The organism is Arthrobacter sp. Leaf234 (assembly GCF_001422665.1).
Lineage (GTDB): Bacteria > Actinomycetota > Actinomycetes > Actinomycetales > Micrococcaceae > Arthrobacter_D.
The window spans coordinates 1-25,540 of the sequence record NZ_LMLU01000007.1 but is presented as its reverse complement, the minus strand read 5'-3'; the positions used below and the strand labels follow the sequence as shown (position 1 = coordinate 25,540).

Below are 25,540 nucleotides of genomic sequence, written 5' to 3'. Positions count from 1 at the left end.
CGGTTCACGGCTGACACGAAGGCCCCCATCCATCGGATGGGGGCCTTCGTGCATGTCGGGGGCCGTAGGGGAGGTCTTCCGTCCTTACAGGCCGGCACCTCGATCACTCGTGGGGCCGCTCCCTCCTGGTCGAGACGGTCACGGTGAAGCGGTTGGTCCGGTCGAGCTGCCGCGTGGGGCCGATGGTGCGTTCGAGGACCGGCCGGTACCGGAGATGACTGTTCCACACCGTCCAGAGCTCGCCGCCCTCCGTCAGTACCCTCGCGCACGCGTCGAAGAGGCGGTGTGCAATGCCCTCATGGACCGTGCTCCCGCTGTGGAACGGCGGGTTGAGGACGATCACGCGCGCGGAGGCATCCGGTAGGGCCGAGAGGGCATCATCCCTGCTGACCGCCACGCGGTCCGCGACCCCGTTGGCCGCAGCGGTCGCGCGCGTGGAGCCGACCGCCGACGCCGACTGGTCGCTGGCGTGCAGGCGGAGGTCGGGCCGGCTGAGCGCAAGATAGGCGGAGACCGCACCATTGCCGCAGCCGAGGTCGATCACCTCTTCCTCCACCGGCCCGCCGATGCCGTCGGCCACGGACCTGCCGACGGAGATGCCCTGCAGGTGAGGGAGGAGCAGTCGCGTACCGGGATCGAGCGCGGCGCCGCCGAAGGTGGCGCCGAAGGCGCGGAGTTCGAGCGGTCGGTCGAGGCCGACGTCGTGCCCGGAGCGTCGGGGGAAGGCGGCGGGGGGGACGTCCAGCGGCTCCCGGGCGACCAGGACCCTCGACTTCTGCCGCGCCAGGCTCGCGGTGACGGATCCGAAGTAGCGAGCCAGGACGGCGTTCATCGAGAGGGACATGTGCTTGAGGCGGCCGGCGGCGAACACCTGGACGTCCGGTCGGGCGTGGACTGCGATGGTCCACGCCAGTTCGTCCAGTTCGTCGAGTGCACGGGGCAACCGAAGCAGTACCGTCGAGACGCCGTCGAGGAGTTCGGGGGAGAGGGGATAGGAGCGGTAGGCGCTGTGCAGCCCCTGCTCCGCCGCATTGCAGGCGAGGGCCCGCTCATGGACGATGCCGTCCTGGAAGGACCGCAGGTCACTCCGTCCCGTGAGGTCCGCGGCTCCCAGGGTCACCGCTCCGTAGGAATCCCCGATCGTCGCGATCCCGCCGTCGGTGCGTCGCAGGGCGTCCGCTGCGACGTCGAGCAGCAGGCGGTCCGCCGCGTCGACGGCGACCAGCTCCGGGGCTTCGAGATCGGGGCGTCGTCGCAGCAGGTCGGGATCGAAGGGGTTCACCCGGTCCATCGTAGAGCCCGCCTTCGGACGCCCGACCCTCCCATCAGGGCGTGCCGGGACTGCGACCGGCTCCGCCGTCCGGTTCGTTGTCCCCACGCCGGTCGTCGAAGAGCCAGTCGAGCGACGTGCCGTCAGGGGAAGCCCTGTCCGGGCCGGACGGTCCCTGGTCCGGCAGGTCCTGGTCCTTCCCCGCGGGGTCGGTGCTGTATGGTGCGCGCGGAGGTGGTGGGAGCCGATCGATCAGTTCGTTGGCGGCGTGGGCGAGCAGGTCCCGCTGCAGCGGAGGAAGCGTGAAGGAACCGTGCAGGTAGGCCTCCACCTCGTACTCGCCGGCATCCCCGCCGAGCCCGAAGTAGTGCAGCCACAGTTCACTGGCGTCGATCTGGGCATGCCGGATGGCCCTGAGGAGGTGGATCCGCTGATATTCGTGATCTGGATGGTTCTCCACGGGCTTCGCCTTAGTGCGAGCTACCGGCAGTGCCGTCGATCACGGTGAGGGTGACGGTCCTCACATCGGTCTTCGCGGCGGACGCCTCGTCCAGCATGCGCCTCATCGATGCTTCGGGGTTCAGTCCGTACCGCTCCATAAGGATGCCCCGTGCCGTGAGGATGACGTCCCTGGTGTTCAGGGCCTCACGAAGGGCGCTGCTCACCGTGCCGGCCGCGGTGTCCGGCTGGGCGCTGCCGAGGAGCGTTGCCGCGGGGGAGGCGAGCAGCATGAGCTACTTGCGGTGCTGGGTCGAGAAGGCCGACGGCAGGGGCGAATACACCTTCAACGCGCCGATGCTCTTCCCGTCGTGAATGAGTGCGGTGCTGAGGGTGGAGCGGAGGGGGAGGCCGGCGACCGCTTCGCTCCAGAGCGGCCAGCGGTCGTCCTGCTGCACGTCATCGATCTGCACCGTCGACTCCGCCGCCCAGGCGGTGAGGCAGGGACCCTGTCCCAGCTCGTACTGCAGGGCGTCGGCGGCGGCCACGACGTCGTCGGTGTACCCCGTACTGCGTCTGCGGCCCTGATCGTCGATGAGTGAGACTCCGGCGCCGAGTGATCCGGGGACCGATTTCTTCACGGCCTCGGCGAGGTCCTCGACCGCCTGTCCGGCCTTCAGCTCGGTCAGGAGGAGACCCTTGAGCCGGGCGAAGACCACGGTCAGTTCTTCCATCGGTGACGTCAAAATTCCAGCCTCGGCAACAGAGTGGTTCTGTTCGGATACAAAGTATCAGGATACACAGCGCCGCCCCTTGGCCATGGTCGATCGTGTCCCGGATCCGGGGCAGACAGCCGCCCGCGTACACCGGAGGATTGCTCCCGGTCCAGTGGCGGGCAGGCGGCAGGGTGCTTGCACCCCTCGATCGGCCGTCCCTAGGGTGGAATGACCCAGCATGCTTACCGATACCCCGAGGAGTCGACGTGAGCGGATCAGCAGACCACCATGCACTGCCCCTGACCGACTACGACCACATCCCGATCGCTACCCTTCCCACCCGCATCACGGGCCTCGACGCGGGTGGCCTGCAGGCGCTGATCGACTACGAGGAGGCTCACGGGGACCGGCTTCCGGTGAAGGTGGTGCTGCAGCACAGGCTCGACGCCGTGTTGAGCGGTGCCGAACTCTCGGAAGGGGCCGCCACGTCGATGCCGGAAATGGAGAGCACGGCCGGCGGGTCGCCGGTCAGCCCTGCGACATCCGGTCCGCCCACCAACCCGCCGTCGCAGGGGGATCCGACCAACCCGGCGCAGCCGAGGTGACACGGGCACGTCCCATCGAAGGGCCGTCCCCCCGAGCCGGCCGTCCCCCCGAGCCGGCCGTCCCCCCGAGCCGGCCGTCCCCCCGAGCCGGCCGTCCCCTCGAGCCTGCCGTCGCCGGGGCGGGCCGTTCCGTTCTCGGTCTCTCCCGCGTTCGGGTCCTCCGACGCTCCATCTGGCCTAGTCGGCGGTCGCCACGCCTGTCAGCAGGTCCTTCTCCTCGATGAGCGCGAGGGAGAGTGTCTTGTAGCCGACCGTCTCGAACAGGACCGTGACGATCCCGTCCTCGTATCCCATCACGGAGCCCCGCCCCCACTCGGGGTGTTCCACCGCCGTGTCGACCGCGAAAGGCATGTCATGGTGGTCCGGCGTCTCCTCTGCGCTGCCGTCGGCACTGCCCGCCGGAGTGCCGTTCGGGGATGCTTCCTGCGTCCCGGCCGGCGTGCCCGATCCGGCTCTCCGCTCGCAGTTGTCACACGCACCGCAGGTCTTCGGGAATTCCTCGCCGAAATAGGACAGGAGGAACTGTCGGCGGCACCCCTTCGTCTCGGCGTAGCGGCGGGCCATGTCGATCCGCGACCGGTCGATCCGCTCCCGGTTCGCTGCCTGCTCCACCGCGCGGTCGACGGCCTCCCCGGCGCTCATCGTCCGGGCCCGGTACCCCTTCACTCCGTCGGTCACGCACCCCGAAGCGGTCAGGAGGTTGAGCAGGCCCGTGAGCTTGCGGGAGGAGAGACCTGTGAGGTCCTTGAGCTTCTTCATCTTCACGGGCTTCCCCTGCGCCGAGATGAGCCGGAACAGGTCCCCGAGCTGGGTGCGATGCGCGGTCTTCGCGGCGAAGAACCGACGGAGCGAGAGGTCCTCGGGCCGGTAGTGGAGGATGGCCCGGGCATCGAGCCCGTCGCGGCCGCCGCGACCGATCTCCTGGTAGTAGCTGTCCAGGGAGTCCGAGATGTCTGCGTGCACCACGAAGCGGACGTCGGGCTTGTCGATGCCCATGCCGAAGGCGGTCGTGGCGACGACGACGTCGACGCGACCGTCGAGGAACCCTTCGTGCACCGAGGCACGGTCCTTCTTGCTCCGCCCTGCATGGTAGGCGTCGGCGTTGGTGCCCCGCTCCTGGAGTTCGGCGGCCAGCCGGTCCGCCGCCTTCTTGGTGGCGACATAGACGAGGCCGGGTCCGGTGAGCCCGAGCACCTGGCCGCGGACGGCGTCGTGCTTCTCCGCGTCCTCGACGTGGTGCACCACCTCGAGATGCAGGTTCGGACGGTCGAAGCCCTCGACGAGGATCGTCGGGTCCTTCAGATGCAGACGTTCGACGATCTCCTTCTGCACGGGGCGCGACGCGGTCGCGGTCAGCGCGACCACGGGCGCTCCGAGGTCCCGCACCAAATGGCCGAGCTGCAGGTAGTCGGGGCGGAAGTCATGGCCCCACGAGGACACGCAGTGCGCCTCGTCCACGACCACGAGGGAGACGTCGAGTGACCGCAGCCGCGCCGCGACCTCGTCCCGCGCGACCTGCTCGGGTGCGAGGAAGAGGAATTTGGCGCGCGTCTGCTCGTCGTCGTCGGCCGCTGCCTCCCACGCGGCCTCGAGCTCGCGCTTCCGCAGGGCGGAGTTGATGACACGGGCCCGCGGCGAGCCTGCATGGGCGTTGATGGCCTCGGCCTGGTCGTGCTGCAGCGCGATGAGGGGTGAGATGACGACGGCGACGCCCGGCAGCGCCATGGCCGGAACCTGGTAGATGGCGGATTTGCCGGAGCCCGTCGGCATGACGCAGAGGATGCTGTGGTCCTCGAGGACCGCCTCCATGGCATGCTCCTGGCCGGACCGCAGATCGTCCCAGCCGAAGGTGGAAGCAGCGGTGTGCTGAAGGTCCTGCAGCGTGATCGACACGGTCCTCCTCGAGAAAGTAAGTCCACTGAGCGTATTCACGGGTAACGACATTTCCCCGGGTCGGGTGAGTTGCGAGGAGACCCTTGACAGAGGGTCTCGACCGGACGACGGAGGGGGCGTGCGACGGGCTAGGGTGTGCTCATGCTGCGCATCGGTCTGACAGGAGGCATCGCCGCGGGGAAGTCCGCGGTGGCCACGGAACTCGGACGCCTGGGAGCGGTGGTGATCGATGCCGACCTGCTGGCACGGGCCGTCGTGGAGCCGGGCATGCCAGGCTTCGACGAGGTCGTCCGGACGTTCGGCACGGATGTGCTCGGGCCGGACGGCGCCCTGGACCGGCCGGCACTGGGACGGCTCGTCTTCGGCGACAGCGCCGCGCGCGAGACGCTGAACCGGATCATCCATCCCCGGGTCCGCGCGGAGGCCGCCCGGCTGATCGACGATTCGCCGGCCGACGCGGTGGTCGTGGAGGACATCCCGCTCCTCGTCGAGACGCACCAGGCCGCGCGCTTCCACCTCGTCCTGGTCGTCGACGCCCCGGACGAGGTGCGGATCGCCCGGATGATCGAACGGCGGGGCATGGACCGGGAGGACGCCGAGCAGCGCATCGCGGCGCAGGCTCCACGCGACGAGCGACGAGCGGCCGCGGACGCAGTGCTCGTCAATGATGGGACGCTGGAGGCACTCGTCGCCGCGACCCAGGCGCTCTGGGACATCAGGATCCTCCCGTTCGCGGCGAACCTCGTACACGGCCGACCGGCCCGTACCCGTCCTCCCGCCGCGCCGGATCACCACGGTGCCGACGTCCCCGCGGGCCTCGCGGGGACGCACGGCCTCGCCCGACGTCTGGCGTCGAAACTCACCGCCGCCCTCCCTGCGGGAGTCGCCGTCGAGCCCGGCCCCGGGTCCGACGTCGTCGTCGCGGAGGTGCTCGTCCGGCCGGGACCCGGGGAGGACCTGGCTGCCGTGTCGGCCGCCGTGGCGGCAGCGGGCTTCCCGCGGGCGGAGGTGCCCCGGGGCTCCGACGCCGGGGTCCACCGATCAGGGACGGACACCGTCATCCACCGATCGGCGGATCCGGCGCTCGACGTCACCGTGACCGTGCTGCCTGTGGGCGCTGGACTGCTCCCCGAAGAGTCGTGAGGCCCTCTTTCGGTCGCGTTCGGCACCGCGCGGGCGGGCTTCGGACGGGAAGGCCGCAGATGGCTGCCGAGCCGCGTTCAGCCCGCAGGAAAACGGGGGAGAAGTGTCACCGTCAGGCGATACCGTTGACACATGAGTCTTGCGCAGGATATCAAGCGTGTGGTCGCGCCCTTCGAGGTCATCAGCGAGTACCAGCCGGCGGGTGACCAGCCCACGGCGATCAAGGAACTGGCGGAACGCATCAACGCCGGCGAGAAGGACGTGGTGCTGCTCGGAGCCACTGGTACCGGCAAGAGTGCCACGACGGCGTGGCTGATCGAGCAGGTCCAGCGCCCCACCCTGGTCATGGTGCAGAACAAGACCCTCGCCGCGCAGCTGGCCAACGAGTTCCGGGAGCTGCTGCCCAACAATGCGGTGGAGTACTTCGTCTCGTACTACGACTACTACCAGCCCGAGGCCTACGTCCCGCAGACGGACACGTTCATCGAGAAGGACTCCTCCATCAACGAGGAGGTGGAACGCCTCCGGCACTCGGCCACCAACGCCCTGCTGACGAGGCGCGACGTGATCGTCGTCGCCACCGTGTCCTGCATCTACGGCCTCGGTACCCCCGAGGAGTACATCAACAAGATGGTCACGCTCCGTCGTGGCGACCAGATGAACCGTGACGAGCTGCTGCGTCAGTTCGTCGGCATGCAGTACACCCGCAACGACATGGACTTCCACCGGGGGACCTTCCGGGTGCGCGGGGACACCGTCGAGATCATCCCCATGTACGAGGAGCACGCCCTGCGGATCGAGTTCTTCGGCGATGAGGTGGAGAACATCTACACGCTCGATCCCCTCACGGGCAACGTGATCCGCGAGGAGGAGGAGATGTACGTCTTCCCTGCCTCGCACTACGTCGCCGGCCAGGACCGCATGACGCGCGCCATCAAGGACATCGAGGACGAGCTGCAGGTACGGCTGGCCGAGTTCGAGTCCCAGAACAAGCTCGTCGAGGCGCAGCGGCTGCGCATGCGCGTGACCTACGACCTCGAGATGATGCAGCAGATGGGCTTCTGCAACGGCATCGAGAACTACTCGCGCCACATCGACGGGCGCGACCCGGCGTCCGCGCCGCACTGCCTCCTCGACTACTTCCCGGACGACTTCCTGCTGGTCGTGGACGAGTCGCACGTCACCATCCCGCAGATCGGCGCCATGTACGAGGGCGACTCCTCCCGCAAGCGGACCCTCGTGGATCACGGATTCCGGCTTCCCTCGGCGATGGACAACCGACCGCTCAAGTGGGACGAGTTCCTCGACCGGATCGGGCAGACCGTCTACCTGTCGGCCACCCCGGGCAAGTACGAGCTCGGCAAGGCGGACGGATTCGTCCAGCAGATCATCCGGCCCACCGGTCTGATCGACCCCGAGGTGGTCGTCAAGCCGACCAAGGGCCAGATCGACGACCTCCTCGGGGAGATCCGCAAGCGCACGGAGATCAACGAGCGCGTCCTCGTCACCACGCTCACGAAGCGCATGGCGGAGGACCTCACGGGCTACCTGCTGGAACACGGCGTCAAGGTGGAGTACCTGCACTCGGACGTCGACACCCTGCGGCGCGTCGAGCTCCTGCGTGAACTCCGCATGGGGACCTTCGACGTCCTCGTGGGCATCAACCTCCTCCGGGAAGGCCTAGATCTGCCGGAGGTGTCCCTGGTCAGCATCCTCGATGCGGACAAGGAGGGCTTCCTCAGGAGCACGACGTCGCTCATCCAGACCATCGGGCGTGCCGCCCGCAACGTGTCCGGTGAGGTGCACATGTACGCCGACCGCATCACGGACTCGATGGACCGGGCGATCGACGAGACCAATCGGCGCCGCGCCATCCAGGTGGCACACAACCTCGAACACGGTATCGACCCCACGCCCCTCCGGAAGCGGATCGCCGACATCACCGACACCATCAACCGGGAGGACGCCGACACCCGCGCGCTGCTGGAGGAGGCCGGGAAGAGCCGGAAGCCGAAGAAGGGCGCAGGGCGGCACGACGGACTCGCCTCGGTGCCGGCGGAGGATCTGACCGATCTCATCCAGCAGCTGACCGACCAGATGCATGCTGCTGCCGGCGAGCTGCAGTTCGAGCTCGCCGGTCGCCTGAGGGACGAGATCAGCGACCTCAAGAAGGAGCTTCGACAGATGCAGTCGGCCGGCCATGCCTGACCGGCGGCGCTGCGGAGTTCGTCGCGCCGTCCGTGCCCGGCACTGTCCCGATACCGGTCGGCGAGCCGGTCGCCGTCGTGCATCGTCCGCGGTGGCCTATGAGGTGGCCCCGCCGAGTCGATGTCAAGGCTCGAGGTGCCCATGCCCCGGTATTCCTGCGCCGCGGGTAGGATTGGCCGGACGTAAGGGAGTATCCCACGCGCTACGGACGTCAACACGCTGAGCATCGTTGCTCCGCCGGGCGTAGCGGTCGGTCGGCAGCATGCCGCGGCGGAGAGACTTACGGCACGTCACTGCACCCCCGGAAGGTACTCCATGCCCACATTGCCCCTCGCGTTCGAGGTCGGCACGTTCGTCGTCCTCGGCATCATCCTGCTGTTCGACCTGCTGCTCGTCGTCAAGCGCCCGCACGAGCCCTCGATGAAGGAAGCCGGCCTGTGGGTCGCCTTCTACGTGGGCCTCGCGCTCGTGTTCGCGGCACTGATGTTCGTCTTCACAGGTCCGGAGTACGGGGGGCAGTTCGTCGCCGGCTGGGTCACGGAGTACAGCCTCAGCATCGACAACCTGTTCGTGTTCATCATCATCATGGCCAGGTTCTCGGTCCCCAGGAAGTACCAGCAGGAAGTGCTGATGGTGGGCATCATCATCGCGCTGATCCTGCGCGGCATCTTCATCGCCCTGGGCGCGGCCGTGATCGAGAACTTCAGCTGGATCTTCTACATCTTCGGCGCCTTCCTCCTCTACACCGCCTACAAGCAGGCGACCGACTCGGGCGAGGACGAGGAGCACGCAGGGGACAACAAGCTCATCTCCAAGCTGAAGTCGGTCCTGCCGATGTCCGAGTCCTACGACGGCAACAAGATCCGCACCGTCGTCGACGGCAAGAAGGTCTTCACGCCGATGCTGATCGTGTTCGTCACGATCGGCCTCACGGACCTCCTCTTCGCGGTCGATTCCATCCCCGCCATCTTCGGTCTCACGCAGAGCGCGTTCATCGTGTTCACGGCCAACATCTTCGCCCTGATGGGGCTCCGTCAGCTCTACTTCCTGCTGGGCGGCCTGATGACACGTCTCATCTACCTCAAGCACGCACTGTCCGTGATCCTCGCGTTCATCGGTGTGAAGCTCGTCCTGCACGCGATGCACGTGAACGAGCTGCCTTTCATCAACGGCGGCGAGCACATCGAGTGGGCGCCCGAGATCCCCACCTTCGTGTCGCTGGCCGTCATCATCGCGACCATCGTCATCGCCGTCGTCGCCAGTCTCATCCGCTCCCGTGTGACGGAGAATTCGGCGTCGCGCGCTGATGAGAAGGGTGAGCTCGCCGAGGCCCCCGTCGTCGACGAGGATCTGGACCATGCGGCGGGCGACGCCGGAGCGAAGGACACCCGCCGCTAGCAGGCGGAATCGTCCCGGTCCTGTCCGCGTCCTGTCCTCGTGCGGCGTCCCGGACGTGCCGGCCACTCCACACCCGACCTGACGAAGGACCCCCGTGCCCCGCACGGGGGTCCTTCTGCGTCCCGCTGCGCGGCACAGGCAGGACCCCCGGGCCGCCACCGGAGGCACCACGCGACGCCGGACGGCATCGACGCCCCGGGACACGGGCACGAGCGGGGGCTACCTCCGGGTCATGCCCAGCAGGCGGGTGAAGATCCCCTCGCCGTCGTCGGCGATGCCGTCGTGGTGGAACTCGTCCGTCTCCCAGACCTCGAGGCTGCGGACGGCCGCGGCGGTCCGCAGGGACAGGTCCCGGTCCACGTAGATGTCGTGCCGGTACACGGCGGCGGCGGCAGGCACGGTGTTCGTGGCGAGGACGTCGGCGTCGTACAGTCGCCCCCAGTCCTCCTTGACGGCGAGGAGTTCCGCGACGGGGCGGAGCGCGCGGAGGGCAGGGTCCTCCTCAAAGTACCAGGGGTAGACCATCTCGCCGGTGAGGAGGACCTCCGCGGCGTCGGGGAGGAACTGCGGATGTGCTCCGAGGACCCGCTCGGCGGCCCAGGCGGACGAGGCGCCCTGGCAGTAGATGGATTCGTGCAGCACGGCGTAGAGCGGCTGCGATGCCCGGCTCACCACCGCGTGGACCTGCTCGAGGAACACGGCGGAGAGCCGGGGCCGTCCGTCGATCTCGACGAACGCGTCCTCGAGCAGGTAGTGCAGTGCGTGCACCCGGGTGTTGCCGCCGAGGAAGGCCCCGATCATCTGGAAGCGCCGCACGGTGAGGCGTTCCCCGCTGGGGAGGACCTCCTCGACGCCGTCCAGGTGGCGGGCGATGCGCGTCACCAGGTCCCGGTCCTCGGGATACCAGGCGAAGTACTCACGGTTGCGCTCCTCCACCCGTGCGAACGTGGCGCGGTAGACGTCGTCGGCGGGCCCGGACAGGGGAGCGAGGCCGCCCGTGATGATCGCCCGCTCCATCCCCTCGGGCGCGAGGGAGAGATAGGTGAGGGTGCAGAAGCCCCCGTAGCTCTGGCCGAAGACCGTCCACGGGCCGCTGCCGAGCGCGCGGCGGATCAGTTCCGCGTCCGCCACGATCGAATCCGCCCGGAAATGGGTGAGGTAGTCGGCCTGCTCCGCCGGAGTCCGGAAGCCGCCGAGCGTCGCGGCGTCGGCGGGGGTCGACAGGCCGGTGCCCCGCTGGTCGATCATGAGGATGCGGAAGTCCTTCGCCGCGGCCTTCATCCAGCCCGAGAGCTGCGTGGTCCGCACACCGCGTCCGCCCGGTCCACCCTGCAGGAAGAGCAGCCAGGGGAGCCGGGCGGCGTCCGGGTCGTCGTGGTCCAGCGACGTGTATTCCCGGGCGAAGACCTCGATGGTCGGGGAGGCCGGGTCTGCGTGGTCCAGCGGCACGGTGAAGACGTGACCGGTTGCGCGGAGGCCCCTCATCACCAGCGTCGGTCCGGTGGTGTGGTCCGCTGCGTCCATCGGGGCGTTTGGGACGCCGGACCCGGCGATCGGTGTCACAGTGCGGCGACCTCGGCCAGGGCGTCGCCCGTGAGGCGGAACGTGCTCCAGCCCGACTGCGGTCGGGCTCCGAGGCTCTCGTAGAAGCGGATGGACGGTTCGTTCCAGTCGAGGACCGACCACTCGACACGGGCGTACCCACGGTCGGCGGCGATGCGGGCGAGATTCGACAGCAGCGCCTTACCGTACCCGGCGCCGCGTGCGTCGGGACGCACGTACAGGTCCTCGAGGTAGATGCCGTTGACGCCCTCCCACGTCGAGTAATTGAGGAACCACAGGGCGAAACCCTGCACCTCGCCCTGCGCCTCCGCCACGTGTGCGTAGATGGTGGGGCGGTCACCGAACAGAGCAGCCTCCAACCCCTCCGCCGTGTTCCTCACGGCGTCGGGCTCCTTCTCGTACAGGGCGAGATCGTGGATGAGCTGCAGGATCACCGGGACATCGGCCGGGCGTGCTTCGCGGATCGTCATGAGGCAAGTTTAACGACGCCGGGGCACCCGTCCGGCACCCGGACGGCAGGAGCGGTTCAGGCTGCGGGTGCGCCCACACCGACGATCCGCACGACCGGGCTCCCCGCATCGTCGGACGCCGCGAGGTCCACCTCGGCGTTGATGCCCCAGTCCCCATTGCCCTCGGGGTCCTTGAGGATCTGCCGGACACGCCACGTGCCGGGCGCCTTCGTGATGAGCAGGAGGGCCGGACCGCGGGCCGCCGGCCCGTCGTCGATGTCCTCGTAGTCGCCGAAGTACCCGTCGAGCGCCTCGGCCCACCGATCCGCGGTCCAGCCGGACTCCGCGTCGAGGGCACCGAGCGCCTCGTCCTGCTCGTCCGCGAACAGCTTGACCCGCTGGAACATCTCGTTGCGCACCATCACCCGGAACGCGCGCTCGTTCGACGTGACCGACGGCGGTTCCTCCGGCAGGTCGACGGCGGCAGCCGCGGCCGCACCCGCGTCGATACCGGCGGAGAGCTGGGTCCACTCGTCGAGCAGGCTGCTGTCCACCTGGCGGACGAGCTCGCCGAGCCACTCCATGGTGTCGCTGAGGTCCTCCCTCAGCGCCTCGACCGGAACGGTGTGCCGCAGGGCCTTGTAGCAGTCGGCGAGGTAGCGCAGCAGGATCCCCTCGGAGCGCGTGAGGGAGTAGAAGGCGACGTACTCCCCGAAGCTCATGGCCCGCTCGTACATGTCGCGGACCACGGACTTCGGAGCTAGCTCGAAGTCGCCCAGCCAGGGCGCCGATGAGCGGTAGACGTCGAACGCCTGCTGCAGCAGTTCCTCCAGCGGCTTCGAGTAGGTCACCTCCTCGAGGCGCGCCATCCGTGCGTCGTAGTCGATACCCTCGGCCTTCATGGCCGCGACGGCCTCGCCGCGTGCCTTCTTCTCCTGCGCGTTCAGCACCTGGCGCGGCTTCTCGAGCGTGGCCTCGATGACCGAGACGACATCGAGCGCGTACCCCGGCGCGTCGGGGTCGAGGAGCTCCAGGCTTGCAAGGGCGAAGGGCGAGAGGGGCTGGTTGAGGGCGAAGTTCGCCTGCAGGTGCACCTTGAGGCGGATCATCCGGCCGTCGGGCTCCGGTTCGGTGAGCCTCTCCACGATGCCGGCGGTCACGAGTTCGCGGTAGATGCCGATGGCCCGGCGCATGAGCCGCAGCTGGGACGCCCGCGTCTCGTGGTTCTCGGTGAGGAGCCGCTTCGCCGCGGCGAACGGGTCGCCGGGGCGCTCGAGCAGATTCAGCAGCATGGAGTGGCTGACGGAGAACGACGACGTCAGCGGATCCGGCACGCTCTCGACGAGCCGCTCGTAGGTCGGTCTGCCCCAGGACACGAAGCCCTGCGGCGGCTTCTTCCGGACCACCTGGCGCAGCTTCTTCTGGTCGTCGCCGAATTTGCCCACGGCCTTCGCCATGGCCTTCACGTTCTCGACGACGTGCTCGGGGGCCTGGACGACGACGGTGCCGGCCGTGTCGTAGCCCGCGCGGCCCGCGCGGCCCGAGATCTGGTGGAACTCCCGGGAGTTCAGCAGGCGCGTCCGGACGCCGTCGTACTTGCTGAGCGCGGTCAGCAGGACGGTGCGGATGGGCACGTTGATCCCGACGCCGAGCGTGTCCGTCCCGCAGATCACCTTGAGCAGGCCGGCCTGGGCCAGCTGCTCGACGAGGCGGCGGTACTTCGGCAGCATGCCGGCGTGGTGCACGCCGATGCCGTGCCGGACCAGGCGGTTCAGCGTCTTCCCGAAGCCCGCCGAGAAACGGAACGTGGCGATCAGTTCGGCGATCCGGTCCTTCTCCTCGCGCGAGCAGATGTTGATGCTCATCAGGTTCTGGGCTCGCTCGATGGCTTCCGCCTGGCTGAAGTGCACCACGTACACGGGGGCCTGCCGCGTGGTGAGCAGTTCCTCGAGCGATTCCTGCACCGGCGTCTCGACGTAGTAGAAGTGCAGCGGGATGGGCCGTTCGACGGAGGTCACCGTCGCGGTGGGGCGACCCGTCAGATCGGTGAGGTCCTTCTCGAACCTGCTGACGTCGCCGAGGGTCGCCGACATCAGGAGGAACTGCGCCTGGGGGAGCTCGAGGAGGGGGACCTGCCAGGCCCAGCCGCGCTGCGGGTCGGAGTAGAAGTGGAATTCGTCCATGACCACGGTGTCGACGTCGGCCAGCGCGCCTTCCCGCAGCGCGAGGTTCGCGAGGATCTCGGCCGTGCAGCAGATGATCGGTGCGTCCTGGTTGACCCCGGAGTCGCCCGTGATCATGCCGACGTTCTCAGGACCGAAGATCTCGCAGAGCGCGAAGAACTTCTCGGACACGAGCGCCTTGATGGGCGCGGTGTAGTAGCTCGTGCGCCCCTCTGCGAAGGACTTCAGGTGCGCGGCGACGGCGACGAGGGACTTCCCGGATCCGGTGGGCGTGGCGAGGATGACGTTGCTCCCCGAGACGAGCTCCATGGCCGCCTCGTCCTGTGCCGGATAGAGCGTCAGTCCCCGCTCGACCGCCCACCCCGTGAAGGCCTCGTAGACCGCATCAGCGGTGAGGCGGCCGTCGTCGTGCCGGGACAGGTGCTCGTGGATCCTCATGGTAGGTCCAGCCTACCGGTGGCCACTCACGCCGGGGGGCGGTGGGCTCACCGGACTCCCGGCCCTCCGCCGGCAGGAACGGCGCGGTGCTTCGGGGGGGTCCCCGCCGGTTACCAGCCGCGCTGCTTCCACTCCGTGAGCGAGCCGCGTTCCGCCCCGAGCGTGGTGCCCGCGCCGTGGCCGGGGTGGACGAGGGTGTCGTCGGGCAGGTAGTCGAAGATCCGCGTCCCGACGTCCTCGATCAGGGACGCGAAGCGGGCGGGATCGCCCTGGGTGTTGCCCACGCCTCCCGGGAACAGCGAGTCGCCCGTGAACAGGTGGGCGGGACCGTGCGGGTCGCGGTACAGCAGGGCGACGGACCCCGGTGTGTGCCCGCGCAGGTGGATGGCCTCCAGCTCGAAGCCCTCGAAGGACCCGACGTCGTGGTGCTGCAGGGCGACGTCGGTGGGGACGGCGATGTCCGCGACGTCCTCCGCGCCCGCCGCCGTCCTGGCGTGGGTGGCCTCCTTCACCTCGGCCAGCGCCCGGACGTGGTCCCAGTGCGCGTGGGTGGTGATGATGAGGGCCACGCGGGCCTCGGCATCCGTGTCCTCCTGTGCATCCGCCAGCAGGGCGAGGATCGCCGGCGCGTCGTCCGCCGCGTCGATCAGGACCTGCGCGCCCGAGGACCGGGAGGTGAGCAGGTACACGTTGTTGTCCATCTCGGAGACGGCGATCGAACGGATGGTCACTTCGCTGAGCTGGTGCATGGGTTCAGTGTAGGCAGGGGAGCGGGGCCCGCAGGAAGCACGGCGATCGGAGGTCCGGCGTACGGAGGGCCGAGGCAACTCCGCGGCCGGGGATAGGGTGCAGGTACCAGGCCCACCCGTTGCCGGCCTCCACGGAAGGACACGCATGGAGCAGGACATCCCCCGTTGGCTGAGGCTGGATCCGACGAGTGCGGTCCCGCCTTTCGAGCAGGTCAGGCACGCCGTCATGGCCGCGGCCAACTCCGGCAGGGCCGCCGTCGGAACCCGCCTGCCACCCGTCCGCGTGCTCGCCACCCACCTGGGCATCGCGGCCAACACGGTGGCCCGGGCCTACCGCGAACTCGAACAGGCGGGGGTCGTGGAGACGCGCGGCAGGGCAGGCACCGTCATCGCGGCGGGGAGCGACGACGCACGGCAGAAGGTGGGTGCTGCCGCCGAGGAATTCGCGGAGACGGTCCGCTCGGTGGGCCTCTCCGAGGCCGACGCGGTGGCGATCATCAGGGCCGCATTGCGCCGAGCGTGAACGGGTCCGTTCCCCGCGCAGTATCAGGGCGGAAGATGTCCTATTCGAATATGTCTTCGAACCCCTTTTCCCCTACAGTGGACGGGTGGCTACAGCACATTCTCTCGAGCAGCATGCCCATCACCCGGACCCCGCTCCCCAGGACCTCTCGCGTCTGATCGTCAAGGGCGCCCGCGAACACAATCTGCGCAACGTGGACCTCGACCTCCCGCGTGACGCGATGATCGTCTTCACCGGTCTGTCCGGTTCCGGGAAGTCCTCGCTCGCCTTCGACACCATCTTCGCGGAGGGACAGCGGCGGTACGTCGAGTCGCTGTCGGCCTACGCGCGCCAGTTCCTCGGCCAGGTGGACAAGCCCGACGTCGACTTCATCGAGGGCCTCTCGCCCGCGGTGTCGATCGACCAGAAGTCGACGAGCAAGAACCCGCGGTCCACGGTGGGCACCATCACCGAGATCTACGACTACATGCGTCTGCTCTGGGCGCGCGTCGGCAGGCCGCACTGCCCGGTGTGCGGCGAGCCCGTCGCCAAGCAGACCCCCCAGCAGATCGTCGACCAGCTGCTCGAACTCGACGAGGGGACCCGCTTCCAGGTCCTCGCGCCCGTCGTGCGCGCACGCAAGGGCGAGTTCGTCGACCTCTTCCAGGAGCTGACGGCGAAGGGGTACTCGCGTGCCCGCGTCGACGGCACGCTGATCCAGCTCAGTGATCCGCCGAAGCTCGGCAAGCAGTACAAGCACACCATCGAGGTCATCGTCGACCGCCTGGTGGTCAAGGGCGGAATCCAGCAGCGCCTCACCGACTCGGTCGAAACGGCACTGAAGCTCGCGGACGGTCGTGTCCTCGCGGAATTCGTCGACCTCCCCGAGGACGACGAGAAGCGCCTCCACGCCTTCTCGGAGCATCTGGCGTGCCCCAACGAGCACCCGCTCGCCATCGACGAGATCGAGCCGCGCTCCTTCTCGTTCAACAACCCCTTCGGTGCCTGCCCCGCCTGCACCGGCATCGGCACCAAGCTCGAGGTCGACGAGGAGCTCGTGGTCCCCAACCCGGATCTCAGCCTCGCCGAGGGTGCCATCGCACCGTGGTCGCTCGGGACCGCGACCCTCGAGTACTGGACGCGGCTCCTCGAGGGCCTCGCCTCGGAGCTGAAGTTCGACATCACGACGCCGTGGCGCAAGCTGCCGGACCGCGCCCGCGAGGCGGCGCTGTACGGCAAGGACCACAAGGTGGTGGTGCAGTACAAGAACCGTTTCGGGCGCGAGCGGAAGTACAGCACGGGCTTCGAGGGTGCCATCCAGTACATCCACCGCAAGCACCTCGAGACCGAGTCGGACCACGCCAGGGACCGCTACGAGGAGTACATGCGGGAGATCCCCTGCCCCACGTGCGGCGGGGCGCGGCTGAACCCAGCGTCGCTCTCGGTGCTCATCAACGGGCGGTCCATCGCCGAGGTCTCGGCCATGCCGATGCGGGACTGCGCGGATTTCCTCGACAACCTCGTCCTCACCGGACGCGAGGCGCAGATCGCCAACCAGGTGCTCAAGGAGATCCAGGCCCGCCTGACGTTCCTCCTCGACGTCGGACTGGAGTACCTGAACCTCGAGCGGGCCTCCGGCACGCTGTCCGGTGGCGAGGCCCAGCGCATCCGCCTGGCCACGCAGATCGGCTCCGGCCTCGTCGGGGTGCTCTACGTCCTCGACGAGCCGTCGATCGGCCTGCACCAGCGCGACAACCGGCGCCTCATCGAGACGCTCACGAGGCTCCGCAACCTCGGCAACACGCTGATCGTCGTCGAGCACGACGAGGACACGATCGCCGAGGCGGACTGGATCGTAGACATCGGACCCGGCGCCGGCGAGCACGGCGGCGAGGTGGTCCACTCCGGTCTCCTCGAGGACCTGCTGACCAACGAGAAGTCGCTGACGGGCGACTACCTCTCGGGGCGACGGAAGATCGAGATCCCGAAGAAGCGGCGGAAGATCGACCGGTCGCGCCAACTCAAGATCGTCGGTGCGCGTGAGCACAACCTGACTAACCTCGACGCCACGATCCCCCTGGGCGTGCTGACCGCCGTGACCGGCGTCAGCGGGTCCGGCAAGTCCACCCTGGTCAACGACATCCTCTACAAGGTTCTGGCGAACAAGCTCAACGGTGCCAAGCAGGTCGCCGGGAGGCACAAGCGGATCGACGGGCTGGAGCATCTCGACAAGGTCATCCACGTCGACCAGAGCCCCATCGGCCGGACACCCCGGTCGAATCCGGCGACCTACACCGGCGTCTTCGACAACATCCGCAAGCTCTTCGCCGAGACCACCGAGGCGAAGGTCCGCGGCTACCTGCCGGGGCGGTTCTCCTTCAACGTCAAGGGCGGCCGCTGCGAGGCGTGTTCCGGTGACGGCACGCTGAAGATCGAGATGAACTTCCTGCCCGATGTCTACGTCCCGTGCGAGGTGTGCCACGGTGCGCGGTACAACCGCGAGACGCTCGAGGTGCACTACAAGGGCAAGACCATCGCGGACGTGCTGGACATGCCGATCGAGGAGGGTGCCGAGTTCTTCGCGGCGTTCAGCCCGATCGCGCGGCACCTGAACACCCTGGTGGAAGTGGGGCTCGGCTACGTGCGGCTCGGCCAGCCGGCGACGACGCTCTCCGGCGGCGAGGCGCAGCGCGTCAAGCTCGCCAGTGAGCTCCAGAAGCGGTCGAACGGCCGCAGCATCTACGTGCTGGACGAACCGACCACGGGCCTGCACTTCGAGGACATCCGCAAGCTGCTGATCGTCCTGCAGGGACTCGTGGACAAGGGCAACACCGTCATCACGATCGAGCACAACCTCGACGTCATCAAGAGCGCCGACTGGGTGATCGACCTCGGACCCGATGGCGGTTCGGGTGGAGGTCAGATCATCGCGACAGGAACGCCCGAGGCGGTCGCGAAGAGCGATCGCAGCTACACCGGGACGTTCCTCAAGGAGATCTTCGACAAAGCCGCGGTCTGACCCACCCGGCTCCCGTTGGTATTCCCGGGGCGGCATGCATGATGCATGCCGCCCGGGGACTATGGCAAGCTTGCCCGGTGCCTCCTCCGTATTCGCTGATCCTCTTCGACCTCGACGGCACCCTCGTCGACCCGGCCGGCGCCATCACCGGGGGGATCAGCGGGGCCCTGCGTGCCCACGGCCTCGCCGTCCCCGACCAGGACGCCCTGCAGTCCATGGTCGGCCCGCCCCTCCTCCACTCGCTCGGCGTCATCGCCGGGGTCCCGGCTCCGCTGATCGGTGCCGTCATGGCGACCTACCGGGCCGGCTACCGGTCGACCGGCATCCAGCAGAGCCGTCCGTACCCGGGGGTGGCGCGGTGCGTCGGGACGCTCGCGGAGGCCGGGGCGGTCGTCGCCGTGGCCACGCAGAAACCGGAATGGCTGGCCGAGGAACTGCTCGAGGCGCAGGGCCTGCGGTCCCTCTTCGCGTCGGTCCACGGGTCCCCGCGGGACGAGCGCCGGGCAGCGACGGGCAAGACCACCATCATCCGGGCCGCACTCGACGCCCACCCCGCTGCGGCTCAGCGCGCCGTGATGGTCGGGGACCGGCTGCACGACGTCGAGGGCGCCCGTGCCAACGGCCTCCCCGGTGTCGGCGTCACGTGGGGCTTCGCCGCCCCCGGCGAGCTCGAGGAGGCGGGGGCGGCCGCCGTCGTGCACACGGCCGAGCAGTTACTGGAGGTGCTCCGTGGGGGTCTATGACCTGACACGCAGCACCACGCGGGGACTCATCGCCGGTCTGTGCCGTCCCACGGTCGAGGGCCTGCACCACGTACCCAGGACCGGTCCGTTCATCGTGGCGCCCAACCACCTGTCCTTCCTCGACAGCGTCCTCGTCCAGGCGCTCATGCCGCGGCCCGTCGCGTTCTTCGCCAAGGCCGAGTACTTCACCGGCACGGGGATCAGGGGCTCGCTCATGAAGTCGTTCTTCGAGGGCGTCGGGTCCATCCCGGTGGAGCGGGGCCAGCAGGCGGCGAGCGTCGCCGCACTGAGGACGCTCCTGGACCTGCTGGAGCAGGGCGACGGAGTCGGCATCTACCCCGAGGGCACCCGCTCACGGGACGGCCGGCTGTACCGGGGCCGGACCGGCGTCGGATGGCTGGCCCTCACCACCGGCGCACCCGTGGTGCCCGTCGGCCTCATCGGGACCGACGCCCTGCAGCCCGCGGGGCGCCGGGGCGTCCGGCCCCAGCACTTCACCCTGCGGATCGGTGAGCCCCTCGTCTTCGCCCGGACGGGTCCGGGCCACCCGCTGCCGGCCCGTCGGAACGCGACGGACACGATCATGGACAGCATCGCGGCGCTGAGCGGCCAGGAACGCGTGGGCCACTACAACCAGAGCCCGCCCGCGGAGTAGGCCCCCGCACCCCTGCCGGCGCCGGCCGGACGGTGGTGCAGCCGTCAGCGGACAGGGGCCCGTACGGTCGGGGCGTGTCACCGCGCAGCCCTAGGATTGATGGCGTGGCAAACCCAGTGACCTACCGTCCGAAGACCGGCGAGATCCCGCTCGATCCCGGGGTCTACCGCTTCCGTGACGAGCACGGCCGGGTCATCTACGTCGGCAAGGCCAAGAACCTCCGCTCCCGCCTGAACTCCTATTTCGCGAACCCCCAGGGCTTGCTGCCGAAGACGCGCTCCATGGTGTTCACCGCTGCCAGCGTGGAGTGGACCGTGGTCGGCAGTGAACTCGAGGCCCTGCAGCTCGAGTACACCTGGATCAAGGAGTTCGATCCGCGCTTCAACATCATGTTCCGCGACGACAAGTCCTATCCCTACCTGGCCGTCACGATGGGGGAGAAGTACCCTCGCGTGCAGGTGATGCGCGGTGACAAGAGGAAGGACACGCGCTACTTCGGGCCGTTCTACCCCGCCAAGGCCATCCGCGAGACGGTGGACACGATGATCCGGGTCTTCCCGGTGCGGACCTGCAGCAGCGGCGTCTTCAAGCGCGCGGAGCGGAGCGGCAGGCCCTGCCTCCTCGGCTACATCGACAAGTGCTCGGCGCCGTGCGTCGGACGCATCAGCCCCGACGACCACCGCGCGCTGGCCCGCGACTTCTGCGACTTCATGGCGGGGGACTCCAAGAAGTTCATCTCGAGCCTGGAACGGAAGATGGGCGAAGCCGTCGCCGAGCTCGACTTCGAAGCAGCGGCACGCCTGCGGGACGACATCGCGGCGCTCCGGCGGGTGTTCGAGCGCAACACCGTGGTCCTCTCCGAGGACACCGATGCCGACATCTTCGCCCTGAGGGAGGACGAGCTCGAGGCCGCCGCGCAGGTCTTCCACGTGCGCGGCGGCCGCATCCGCGGCCAGCGCGGCTGGGTCGTCGAGAAGGTCGAGGACATGGACACGGCCGACCTCGTGGAGCACCTGCTCCAGCAGGTCTACGGCGAGGGCAGCAGCAGCAACGAGGAGATCCCGCGGGAGGTGCTCGTACCCGTGCTCCCGAGCAACGGTGAGCAGATGCTCGAGTGGCTGCGCGGACTGCGCGGCGGACGCGTCGACGTGCGGGTGCCGCAGCGCGGGGACAAGGCGACCCTCATGGGCACGGTCGAACAGAATGCCGCGGATGCGCTGCGCCTGCACAAGAGCCGCCGCGCGGGTGACATCACCACGCGCTCCGCCGCCCTGCAGGAACTGCAGGAGGCCCTGGACCTGCCCCAGCCGCTCATGCGCATCGAATGCTTCGACATCTCCCACGTCCAGGGCACCAACGTCGTCGCCTCGATGGTCGTCGTCGAGGACGGGCTGCCCCGCAAGTCCGAGTACCGGAAGTTCTCCATCACGGGTGACGCGGCACGGGACGACACCGCGTCGATGTACGACGTCATTTACCGCCGCTTCCGCAACTACCTCGCCGGCAAGGCGGGCGAGCAGCGTGACGCCGCCGCGGACCTGCCGGATCCGGAGACCGACCCCGTGGACGACGCCGCTTCGGTCCTCGACCATCCGGAGGTCGACGGGGCGGGCGAGCCGATGCGGGACACGACGACGGCGGTCACCCGGAACCGGTTCGCCTACCCCCCGAGTCTGGTGGTCGTGGACGGTGGCCCGCCGCAGGTGGCCGCAGCGGCGCGTGCCCTGGAGGACCTGGGGATCGACGACGTCCACGTCGTCGGGCTCGCCAAGCGCCTCGAGGAGGTGTGGGTGCAGGACAGCGAGTTCCCCGTGATCCTGCCCCGCGCGTCGGAGGGCCTGTTCATGCTGCAGCGCATCCGGGACGAGGCACACCGCTTCGCGATCACCTTCCACCGCCAGAAACGGGGGAAGTCGATGACGGCCTCCGCCCTCGATGACGTCCCCGGGCTCGGGCCCGCCAAGCGGAAGTCCCTGCTCAAGCACTTCGGGTCGGTCAAGAAGATCCGCGCGGCGTCCGTCGACGAGCTCCTCGCGGTACCCGGCATCGGGCCCGCACTCGCCGAGACCGTCCGCAGCTCGCTCGCCGTCGAGCCCGGGAATGCTCCCGCATCGGCCGTGAACATGACCACGGGCGAGATCATCGAAGATTAGCTAGGCTGAAGGAGCGGTGGGTTCGAAGGCCGCACCGATCACGAGCTGACAACAGACCGCACACATCGGGGCACCCAGCGGGACCGGGCCCCCGTCGATCCGGAACGGATGCACCACGATGACTGAGGCCACGAGCCTGACTCCGGTCAAACCCACCGAGTCCGAGCTGCTGGTGGTGACCGGCATGTCGGGCGCCGGCCGCAGCACGGCGGCGAATGCGCTCGAGGACCACGGCTGGTACGTCGTGGAGAACCTCCCCCCGCAGATGCTGTCCACGCTGACGGAACTCGTGGCCCGGACGCCCCAGTCCATCCCGAAGCTGGCCGTCGTCATCGACGTGCGCGGCAAGGAACTCTTCAACGACATCCGTGCCTCGCTGGCCGCCCTGCGCGCCGCCGGCGTCAACTACCGCGTGCTGTTCCTCGACGCCGACGACGCCGTGCTGGTCCGCCGGTTCGAGCAGGGGCGCCGACCGCACCCGCTGCAGGGGGACGGGCGCATCCTCGACGGCATCGCGGCCGAGCGCGAGGTCCTGAAGGAGCTCAAGCACTCCTCGGACATCGTGATCGACACGACCGAGCTCAACGTCCACGCGCTGGCCACCAGCGTCACCGAGCTGTTCTCGGAGTCCGGCCCGATCGTCCTGCGCCTCAACGTGATGAGCTTCGGCTTCAAGTACGGACTGCCGGTGGACGCCAACTACGTCGCCGACGTCCGCTTCATCCCGAATCCGCACTGGGTGCCGGTCCTCCGTCCGCAGACCGGGCTGGATGCCCCGGTCCGCGACTACGTCCTCGGGGCGCAGGGGGCCGGCGACTTCATCGACCGCTACGTGCACGCCCTCGTCCCCGTCCTCGACGGCTACCGCCGTGAGAACAAGCACTACGCCACCATCGCCGTCGGCTGCACGGGCGGGAAGCACCGCTCGGTCGCGGTGACCGAGGAGATCGCGCAGCGCCTGGCGCAGCTGCCCGGAGTGCAGGTCACGGCCCACCACCGCGACCTCGGGCGTGAGTAGTGGCCCTGTTCTCGGGTCCGTTGCCCCTCATTCCACCGGCGGCGCGCCAGACCGGTGAGGGCCAGGGCCCCGGGCCGACCGTCGTCGCCCTCGGCGGAGGCCATGGGCTGTCCGCCTCCCTCTCCGCGCTGCGCCTCCTGACGCAGGAGCTGACCGCCGTGGTGACGGTGGCGGACGACGGCGGATCCTCGGGGCGCCTCCGCCACGAACTGGGGGTGCTGCCGCCGGGGGACCTCCGCATGGCACTGGCGGCCCTGTGCGACGACACCGACTGGGGCCGCACCTGGCGTGACGTCATGCAGCACCGGTTCACCTCCCGTCCCGGCGTGGAGGGGTCGCTCGACCACCACGCGATGGGGAATCTGCTGATCGTCACGCTGTGGGAGCTCCTCGGCGACCCGGTGGCCGGTCTGCAGTGGGCCGGTGCGCTCCTCGGTGCGCGCGGGCGCGTGCTCCCGATGGCGAGTGTCCCCCTGACGATCGAGGGGGACGTCCTCAGCGAGGTGGACGGTGCCCTGCGCGTCACGAACGTCTCCGGCCAGGCGAAGCTCGCCGTCGCGGCCGAGACCGGCAACGTGAGCAACGTCCGGCTCCTCCCGGCGTCGGCCCCTGCCTGCCAGGACGCTCTCGAGGCGATCGAACTCGCCGACTGGGTGGTGCTCGGGCCCGGCTCCTGGTACACGTCGGTGCTGCCCCACCTGCTCCTCCCCGAGTTGCGGGACGCCCTCTGCCGCACCTCGGCCCGGCGCTGCCTCACCATGAACCTCAGCAACGACACGAAGGAGACGCAGGGCATGAGCGCCATCGACCACCTCACCGTGATCTCGCGCTACGCGCCGGAATTCACCGTCGACGTCGTCCTCGTCGACCCCGCCGTGGTGGCGGACCGTGCCGCCTTCGAGCGGGCCGTCGCCGGGATGGGCGGGCGCGCCGTCTTCGGTACAGTGGGAGTTTCGACCGGAAAGCCCGTCCATGATCCGTTGCGGTTGGCGACGTCCTACAACGACATGTTTGGGGAGAACTAGGAGTGTATCTGTGGCCCTGACCGCCGACGTCAAGGAGGAGCTCTCGCACCTCGACGTCAAGAAGTCCTCGGTGCGCAAGGCCGAGGTGTCCGCGCTGCTGAGATTCGCCGGAGGACTCCACATCATCTCCGGCCGGATCGTCATCGAGGCCGAGGTGGATCTCGCGTCGACCGCGCGCCGCCTCCGCGCCGCGATCGCCGAGGTGTACGGCCACAACAGCGAGATCATCGTGGTCACGGGCGGTGGCCTCAAGCGGGGTAACCGCTACGTGGTGCGCGTGGTGCGCGACGGGGAGTCACTCGCGCGACAGACCGGGCTGCTCGACACCCGTGGCCGCCCCGTGCGGGGACTGCCCTCCGCCGTCGTCAACGGCTCGACCGCGGACGCCGAGGCCGTCTGGCGTGGTGCCTTCCTCGCCCACGGATCGCTGACGGAGCCCGGGCGCTCGTCGTCGCTCGAGGTCACCTGCCCCGGCCCCGAGTCCGCCCTCGCACTCGTCGGTGCCGCCCGCCGCCTCGACATCGCCGCGAAGGCCCGCGAGGTACGCGGCGTCGACCGTGTCGTGATCCGGGACGGTGACACGATCGCCGCGCTCCTGACCCGCATGGGCGCACACGACGCCCTCATGGTGTGGGAGGAACGGCGCATGCGCAAGGAGGTGCGGGCGACGGCGAACCGCCTCGCGAACTTCGACGACGCCAACCTGCGCCGCTCCGCCCAGGCAGCCGTCGCCGCCGGGGCCCGCGTGGAGCGCGCACTCGAGATCCTCGGTGAGACCGTCCCGGAGCACCTGCGCTATGCCGGGGAGCTGAGGGTGGCCCACAAGCAGGCCAGTCTCGACGAACTGGGTCGCCTCGCGGACCCGCCCATGACGAAGGATGCCATCGCCGGCCGTATCCGGAGGCTCCTCGCGATGGCCGACAAGAGGGCCTCGGACATCGGCATCCCGGGGACCGACGCCAATGTGACCGCGGACATGCTCGACGAGTGAATGAGTGCATAGGATGGAAGAGCAAGCCCGCTCGCGGTCGATAGCTGATCCGGCGGGACTCCCGCCGTTCGGAGCCCGTGAGGGGCTGCGGGCAGCGCGGGTACACGGGATCACTACATGGAGGACTACGTGAGCGACTACGTACTGCCGGATCTTGACTACGACTACGCGGCCCTGGAGCCGCACATCTCGGGCCGGATTATGGAGCTGCATCATTCCAAGCACCAGGCCACCTATGTCAAGGGCGCCAATGATGCCCTGGCCCAGCTGGCCGAGGCCCGCGAGAAGGGCGAGTTCGGGACGATCCCGAAGCTCTCCAAGGATCTGGCGTTCCATGTGGGTGGTGTGATCAACCACAGCATCTTCTGGAAGAACATGTCG

General features: G+C 69.0%; 21 protein-coding genes and 1 pseudogene. 13 read left to right on the top strand and 9 right to left on the bottom strand.

Going from position 1 to position 25,540, the window contains the following annotated elements:
- Positions 1-103: 103 nt before the first annotated feature.
- The 4 genes from ASF21_RS12380 to ASF21_RS12365 are packed head-to-tail and all read right to left on the bottom strand — an operon-like array spanning position 104 to position 2,442.
- A complete protein-coding gene (locus ASF21_RS12380) occupies positions 104-1,291 on the bottom strand; it encodes a class I SAM-dependent methyltransferase (RefSeq protein ID WP_055771681.1) in 1,188 nt (395 codons plus the stop codon).
- A 34-nt stretch (positions 1,292-1,325) separates the two neighbouring features.
- The gene (locus ASF21_RS17370) at positions 1,326-1,730 is read right to left on the bottom strand and encodes a hypothetical protein (RefSeq protein ID WP_321166898.1); all 405 of its coding nucleotides are present in this window, start codon (positions 1,728-1,730) and stop codon (positions 1,326-1,328) included.
- Between the two features lie 10 nt (positions 1,731-1,740).
- Complete coding sequence (locus ASF21_RS12370; RefSeq protein ID WP_055771678.1) at positions 1,741-2,001, bottom strand: ANTAR domain-containing protein; 261 nt, start codon at positions 1,999-2,001, stop codon at positions 1,741-1,743.
- A 3-nt stretch (positions 2,002-2,004) separates the two neighbouring features.
- Positions 2,005-2,442: a GAF domain-containing protein gene (locus ASF21_RS12365; protein WP_055771675.1), complete on the bottom strand. Its 438-nt coding sequence runs from the start codon at positions 2,440-2,442 to the stop codon at positions 2,005-2,007.
- 248 nt (positions 2,443-2,690) lie between these two features.
- On the opposite strand from ASF21_RS12365, the gene ASF21_RS12360 reads away from it, so the two are divergent.
- Positions 2,691-3,029, top strand: coding sequence for a hypothetical protein (locus tag ASF21_RS12360; protein ID WP_055771672.1), 339 nt, complete (start codon positions 2,691-2,693; stop codon positions 3,027-3,029).
- A gap of 177 nt (positions 3,030-3,206) precedes the next feature.
- Here the strand turns inward: ASF21_RS12360 and ASF21_RS12355 are convergent, their stop codons facing one another.
- The gene (locus ASF21_RS12355; protein ID WP_055771668.1) at positions 3,207-4,922 is read right to left on the bottom strand and encodes a RecQ family ATP-dependent DNA helicase; all 1,716 of its coding nucleotides are present in this window, start codon (positions 4,920-4,922) and stop codon (positions 3,207-3,209) included.
- A gap of 141 nt (positions 4,923-5,063) precedes the next feature.
- Here ASF21_RS12355 and coaE point away from each other — a divergent pair, with 141 nt between their 5' ends.
- The 3 genes from coaE (at position 5,064) to ASF21_RS12340 (ending at position 9,671) form a co-directional block, all read left to right on the top strand.
- The gene (gene coaE, locus ASF21_RS12350; RefSeq protein WP_157365900.1) at positions 5,064-6,065 is read left to right on the top strand and encodes a dephospho-CoA kinase; all 1,002 of its coding nucleotides are present in this window, start codon (positions 5,064-5,066) and stop codon (positions 6,063-6,065) included.
- A 132-nt stretch (positions 6,066-6,197) separates the two neighbouring features.
- Positions 6,198-8,273, top strand: coding sequence for an excinuclease ABC subunit UvrB (uvrB, locus tag ASF21_RS12345; RefSeq protein WP_055771663.1), 2,076 nt, complete (start codon positions 6,198-6,200; stop codon positions 8,271-8,273).
- A gap of 315 nt (positions 8,274-8,588) precedes the next feature.
- Positions 8,589-9,671 carry a TerC family protein gene (locus ASF21_RS12340; RefSeq protein ID WP_055771660.1) on the top strand — a complete coding sequence of 361 codons (1,083 nt, stop codon included), beginning with the start codon at positions 8,589-8,591 and terminating at the stop codon, positions 9,669-9,671.
- A gap of 219 nt (positions 9,672-9,890) precedes the next feature.
- Here ASF21_RS12340 and ASF21_RS12335 read toward each other — a convergent pair whose 3' ends face one another.
- The 4 genes from ASF21_RS12335 to ASF21_RS12320 all read right to left on the bottom strand — a co-directional run bounded on the left by ASF21_RS12335 (position 9,891) and on the right by ASF21_RS12320 (position 15,053).
- On the bottom strand, positions 9,891-11,195 hold the full coding sequence (locus tag ASF21_RS12335) for an alpha/beta fold hydrolase (RefSeq protein WP_055771657.1): 1,305 nt from the start codon (positions 11,193-11,195) through the stop codon (positions 9,891-9,893).
- Positions 11,196-11,230: 35 nt separating this feature from the next.
- Positions 11,231-11,704 carry a GNAT family N-acetyltransferase gene (locus ASF21_RS12330; RefSeq protein WP_055771654.1) on the bottom strand — a complete coding sequence of 158 codons (474 nt, stop codon included), beginning with the start codon at positions 11,702-11,704 and terminating at the stop codon, positions 11,231-11,233.
- Between the two features lie 56 nt (positions 11,705-11,760).
- On the bottom strand, positions 11,761-14,304 hold the full coding sequence (locus ASF21_RS12325; RefSeq protein WP_055771651.1) for a DEAD/DEAH box helicase: 2,544 nt from the start codon (positions 14,302-14,304) through the stop codon (positions 11,761-11,763).
- A gap of 110 nt (positions 14,305-14,414) precedes the next feature.
- Positions 14,415-15,053 carry an MBL fold metallo-hydrolase gene (locus ASF21_RS12320; RefSeq protein WP_055771648.1) on the bottom strand — a complete coding sequence of 213 codons (639 nt, stop codon included), beginning with the start codon at positions 15,051-15,053 and terminating at the stop codon, positions 14,415-14,417.
- 145 nt (positions 15,054-15,198) lie between these two features.
- On the opposite strand from ASF21_RS12320, the gene ASF21_RS12315 reads away from it, so the two are divergent.
- From ASF21_RS12315 to ASF21_RS12275, 9 genes and pseudogenes are all read left to right on the top strand, one after another.
- Positions 15,199-15,576, top strand: coding sequence for a GntR family transcriptional regulator (locus tag ASF21_RS12315; RefSeq protein ID WP_055771645.1), 378 nt, complete (start codon positions 15,199-15,201; stop codon positions 15,574-15,576).
- A gap of 85 nt (positions 15,577-15,661) precedes the next feature.
- The gene (uvrA, locus tag ASF21_RS12310) at positions 15,662-18,574 is read left to right on the top strand and encodes an excinuclease ABC subunit UvrA (RefSeq protein WP_055771642.1); all 2,913 of its coding nucleotides are present in this window, start codon (positions 15,662-15,664) and stop codon (positions 18,572-18,574) included.
- A 77-nt stretch (positions 18,575-18,651) separates the two neighbouring features.
- A complete protein-coding gene (locus ASF21_RS12305; protein ID WP_162237550.1) occupies positions 18,652-19,317 on the top strand; it encodes an HAD hydrolase-like protein in 666 nt (221 codons plus the stop codon).
- Positions 19,304-19,972 carry a lysophospholipid acyltransferase family protein gene (locus ASF21_RS12300; protein ID WP_055771639.1) on the top strand — a complete coding sequence of 223 codons (669 nt, stop codon included), beginning with the start codon at positions 19,304-19,306 and terminating at the stop codon, positions 19,970-19,972. The genes ASF21_RS12305 and ASF21_RS12300 overlap by 14 nt, the downstream gene beginning before the upstream one ends.
- 104 nt (positions 19,973-20,076) lie before the next feature.
- Positions 20,077-22,125, top strand: a complete 2,049-nt coding sequence (uvrC, locus tag ASF21_RS12295) for an excinuclease ABC subunit UvrC (RefSeq protein WP_055771636.1) — start codon at positions 20,077-20,079, stop codon at positions 22,123-22,125.
- 118 nt (positions 22,126-22,243) lie between these two features.
- Positions 22,244-23,143 (top strand): RNase adapter RapZ, encoded by a 900-nt coding sequence (rapZ, locus tag ASF21_RS12290; RefSeq protein WP_055771633.1) that lies wholly within the window; start codon positions 22,244-22,246, stop codon positions 23,141-23,143.
- Positions 23,143-24,168: a gluconeogenesis factor YvcK family protein gene (locus ASF21_RS12285; RefSeq protein WP_055771630.1), complete on the top strand. Its 1,026-nt coding sequence runs from the start codon at positions 23,143-23,145 to the stop codon at positions 24,166-24,168. Before rapZ ends, ASF21_RS12285 begins: the two co-directional genes overlap by 1 nt.
- Before the next feature lie 10 nt (positions 24,169-24,178).
- Entirely contained in the window at positions 24,179-25,159 is a 981-nt protein-coding gene (gene whiA / locus ASF21_RS12280) for a DNA-binding protein WhiA (RefSeq protein WP_055771628.1), read from the top strand.
- A gap of 129 nt (positions 25,160-25,288) precedes the next feature.
- A pseudogene (locus ASF21_RS12275) lies at positions 25,289-25,540 on the top strand (superoxide dismutase); the annotation flags it as partial.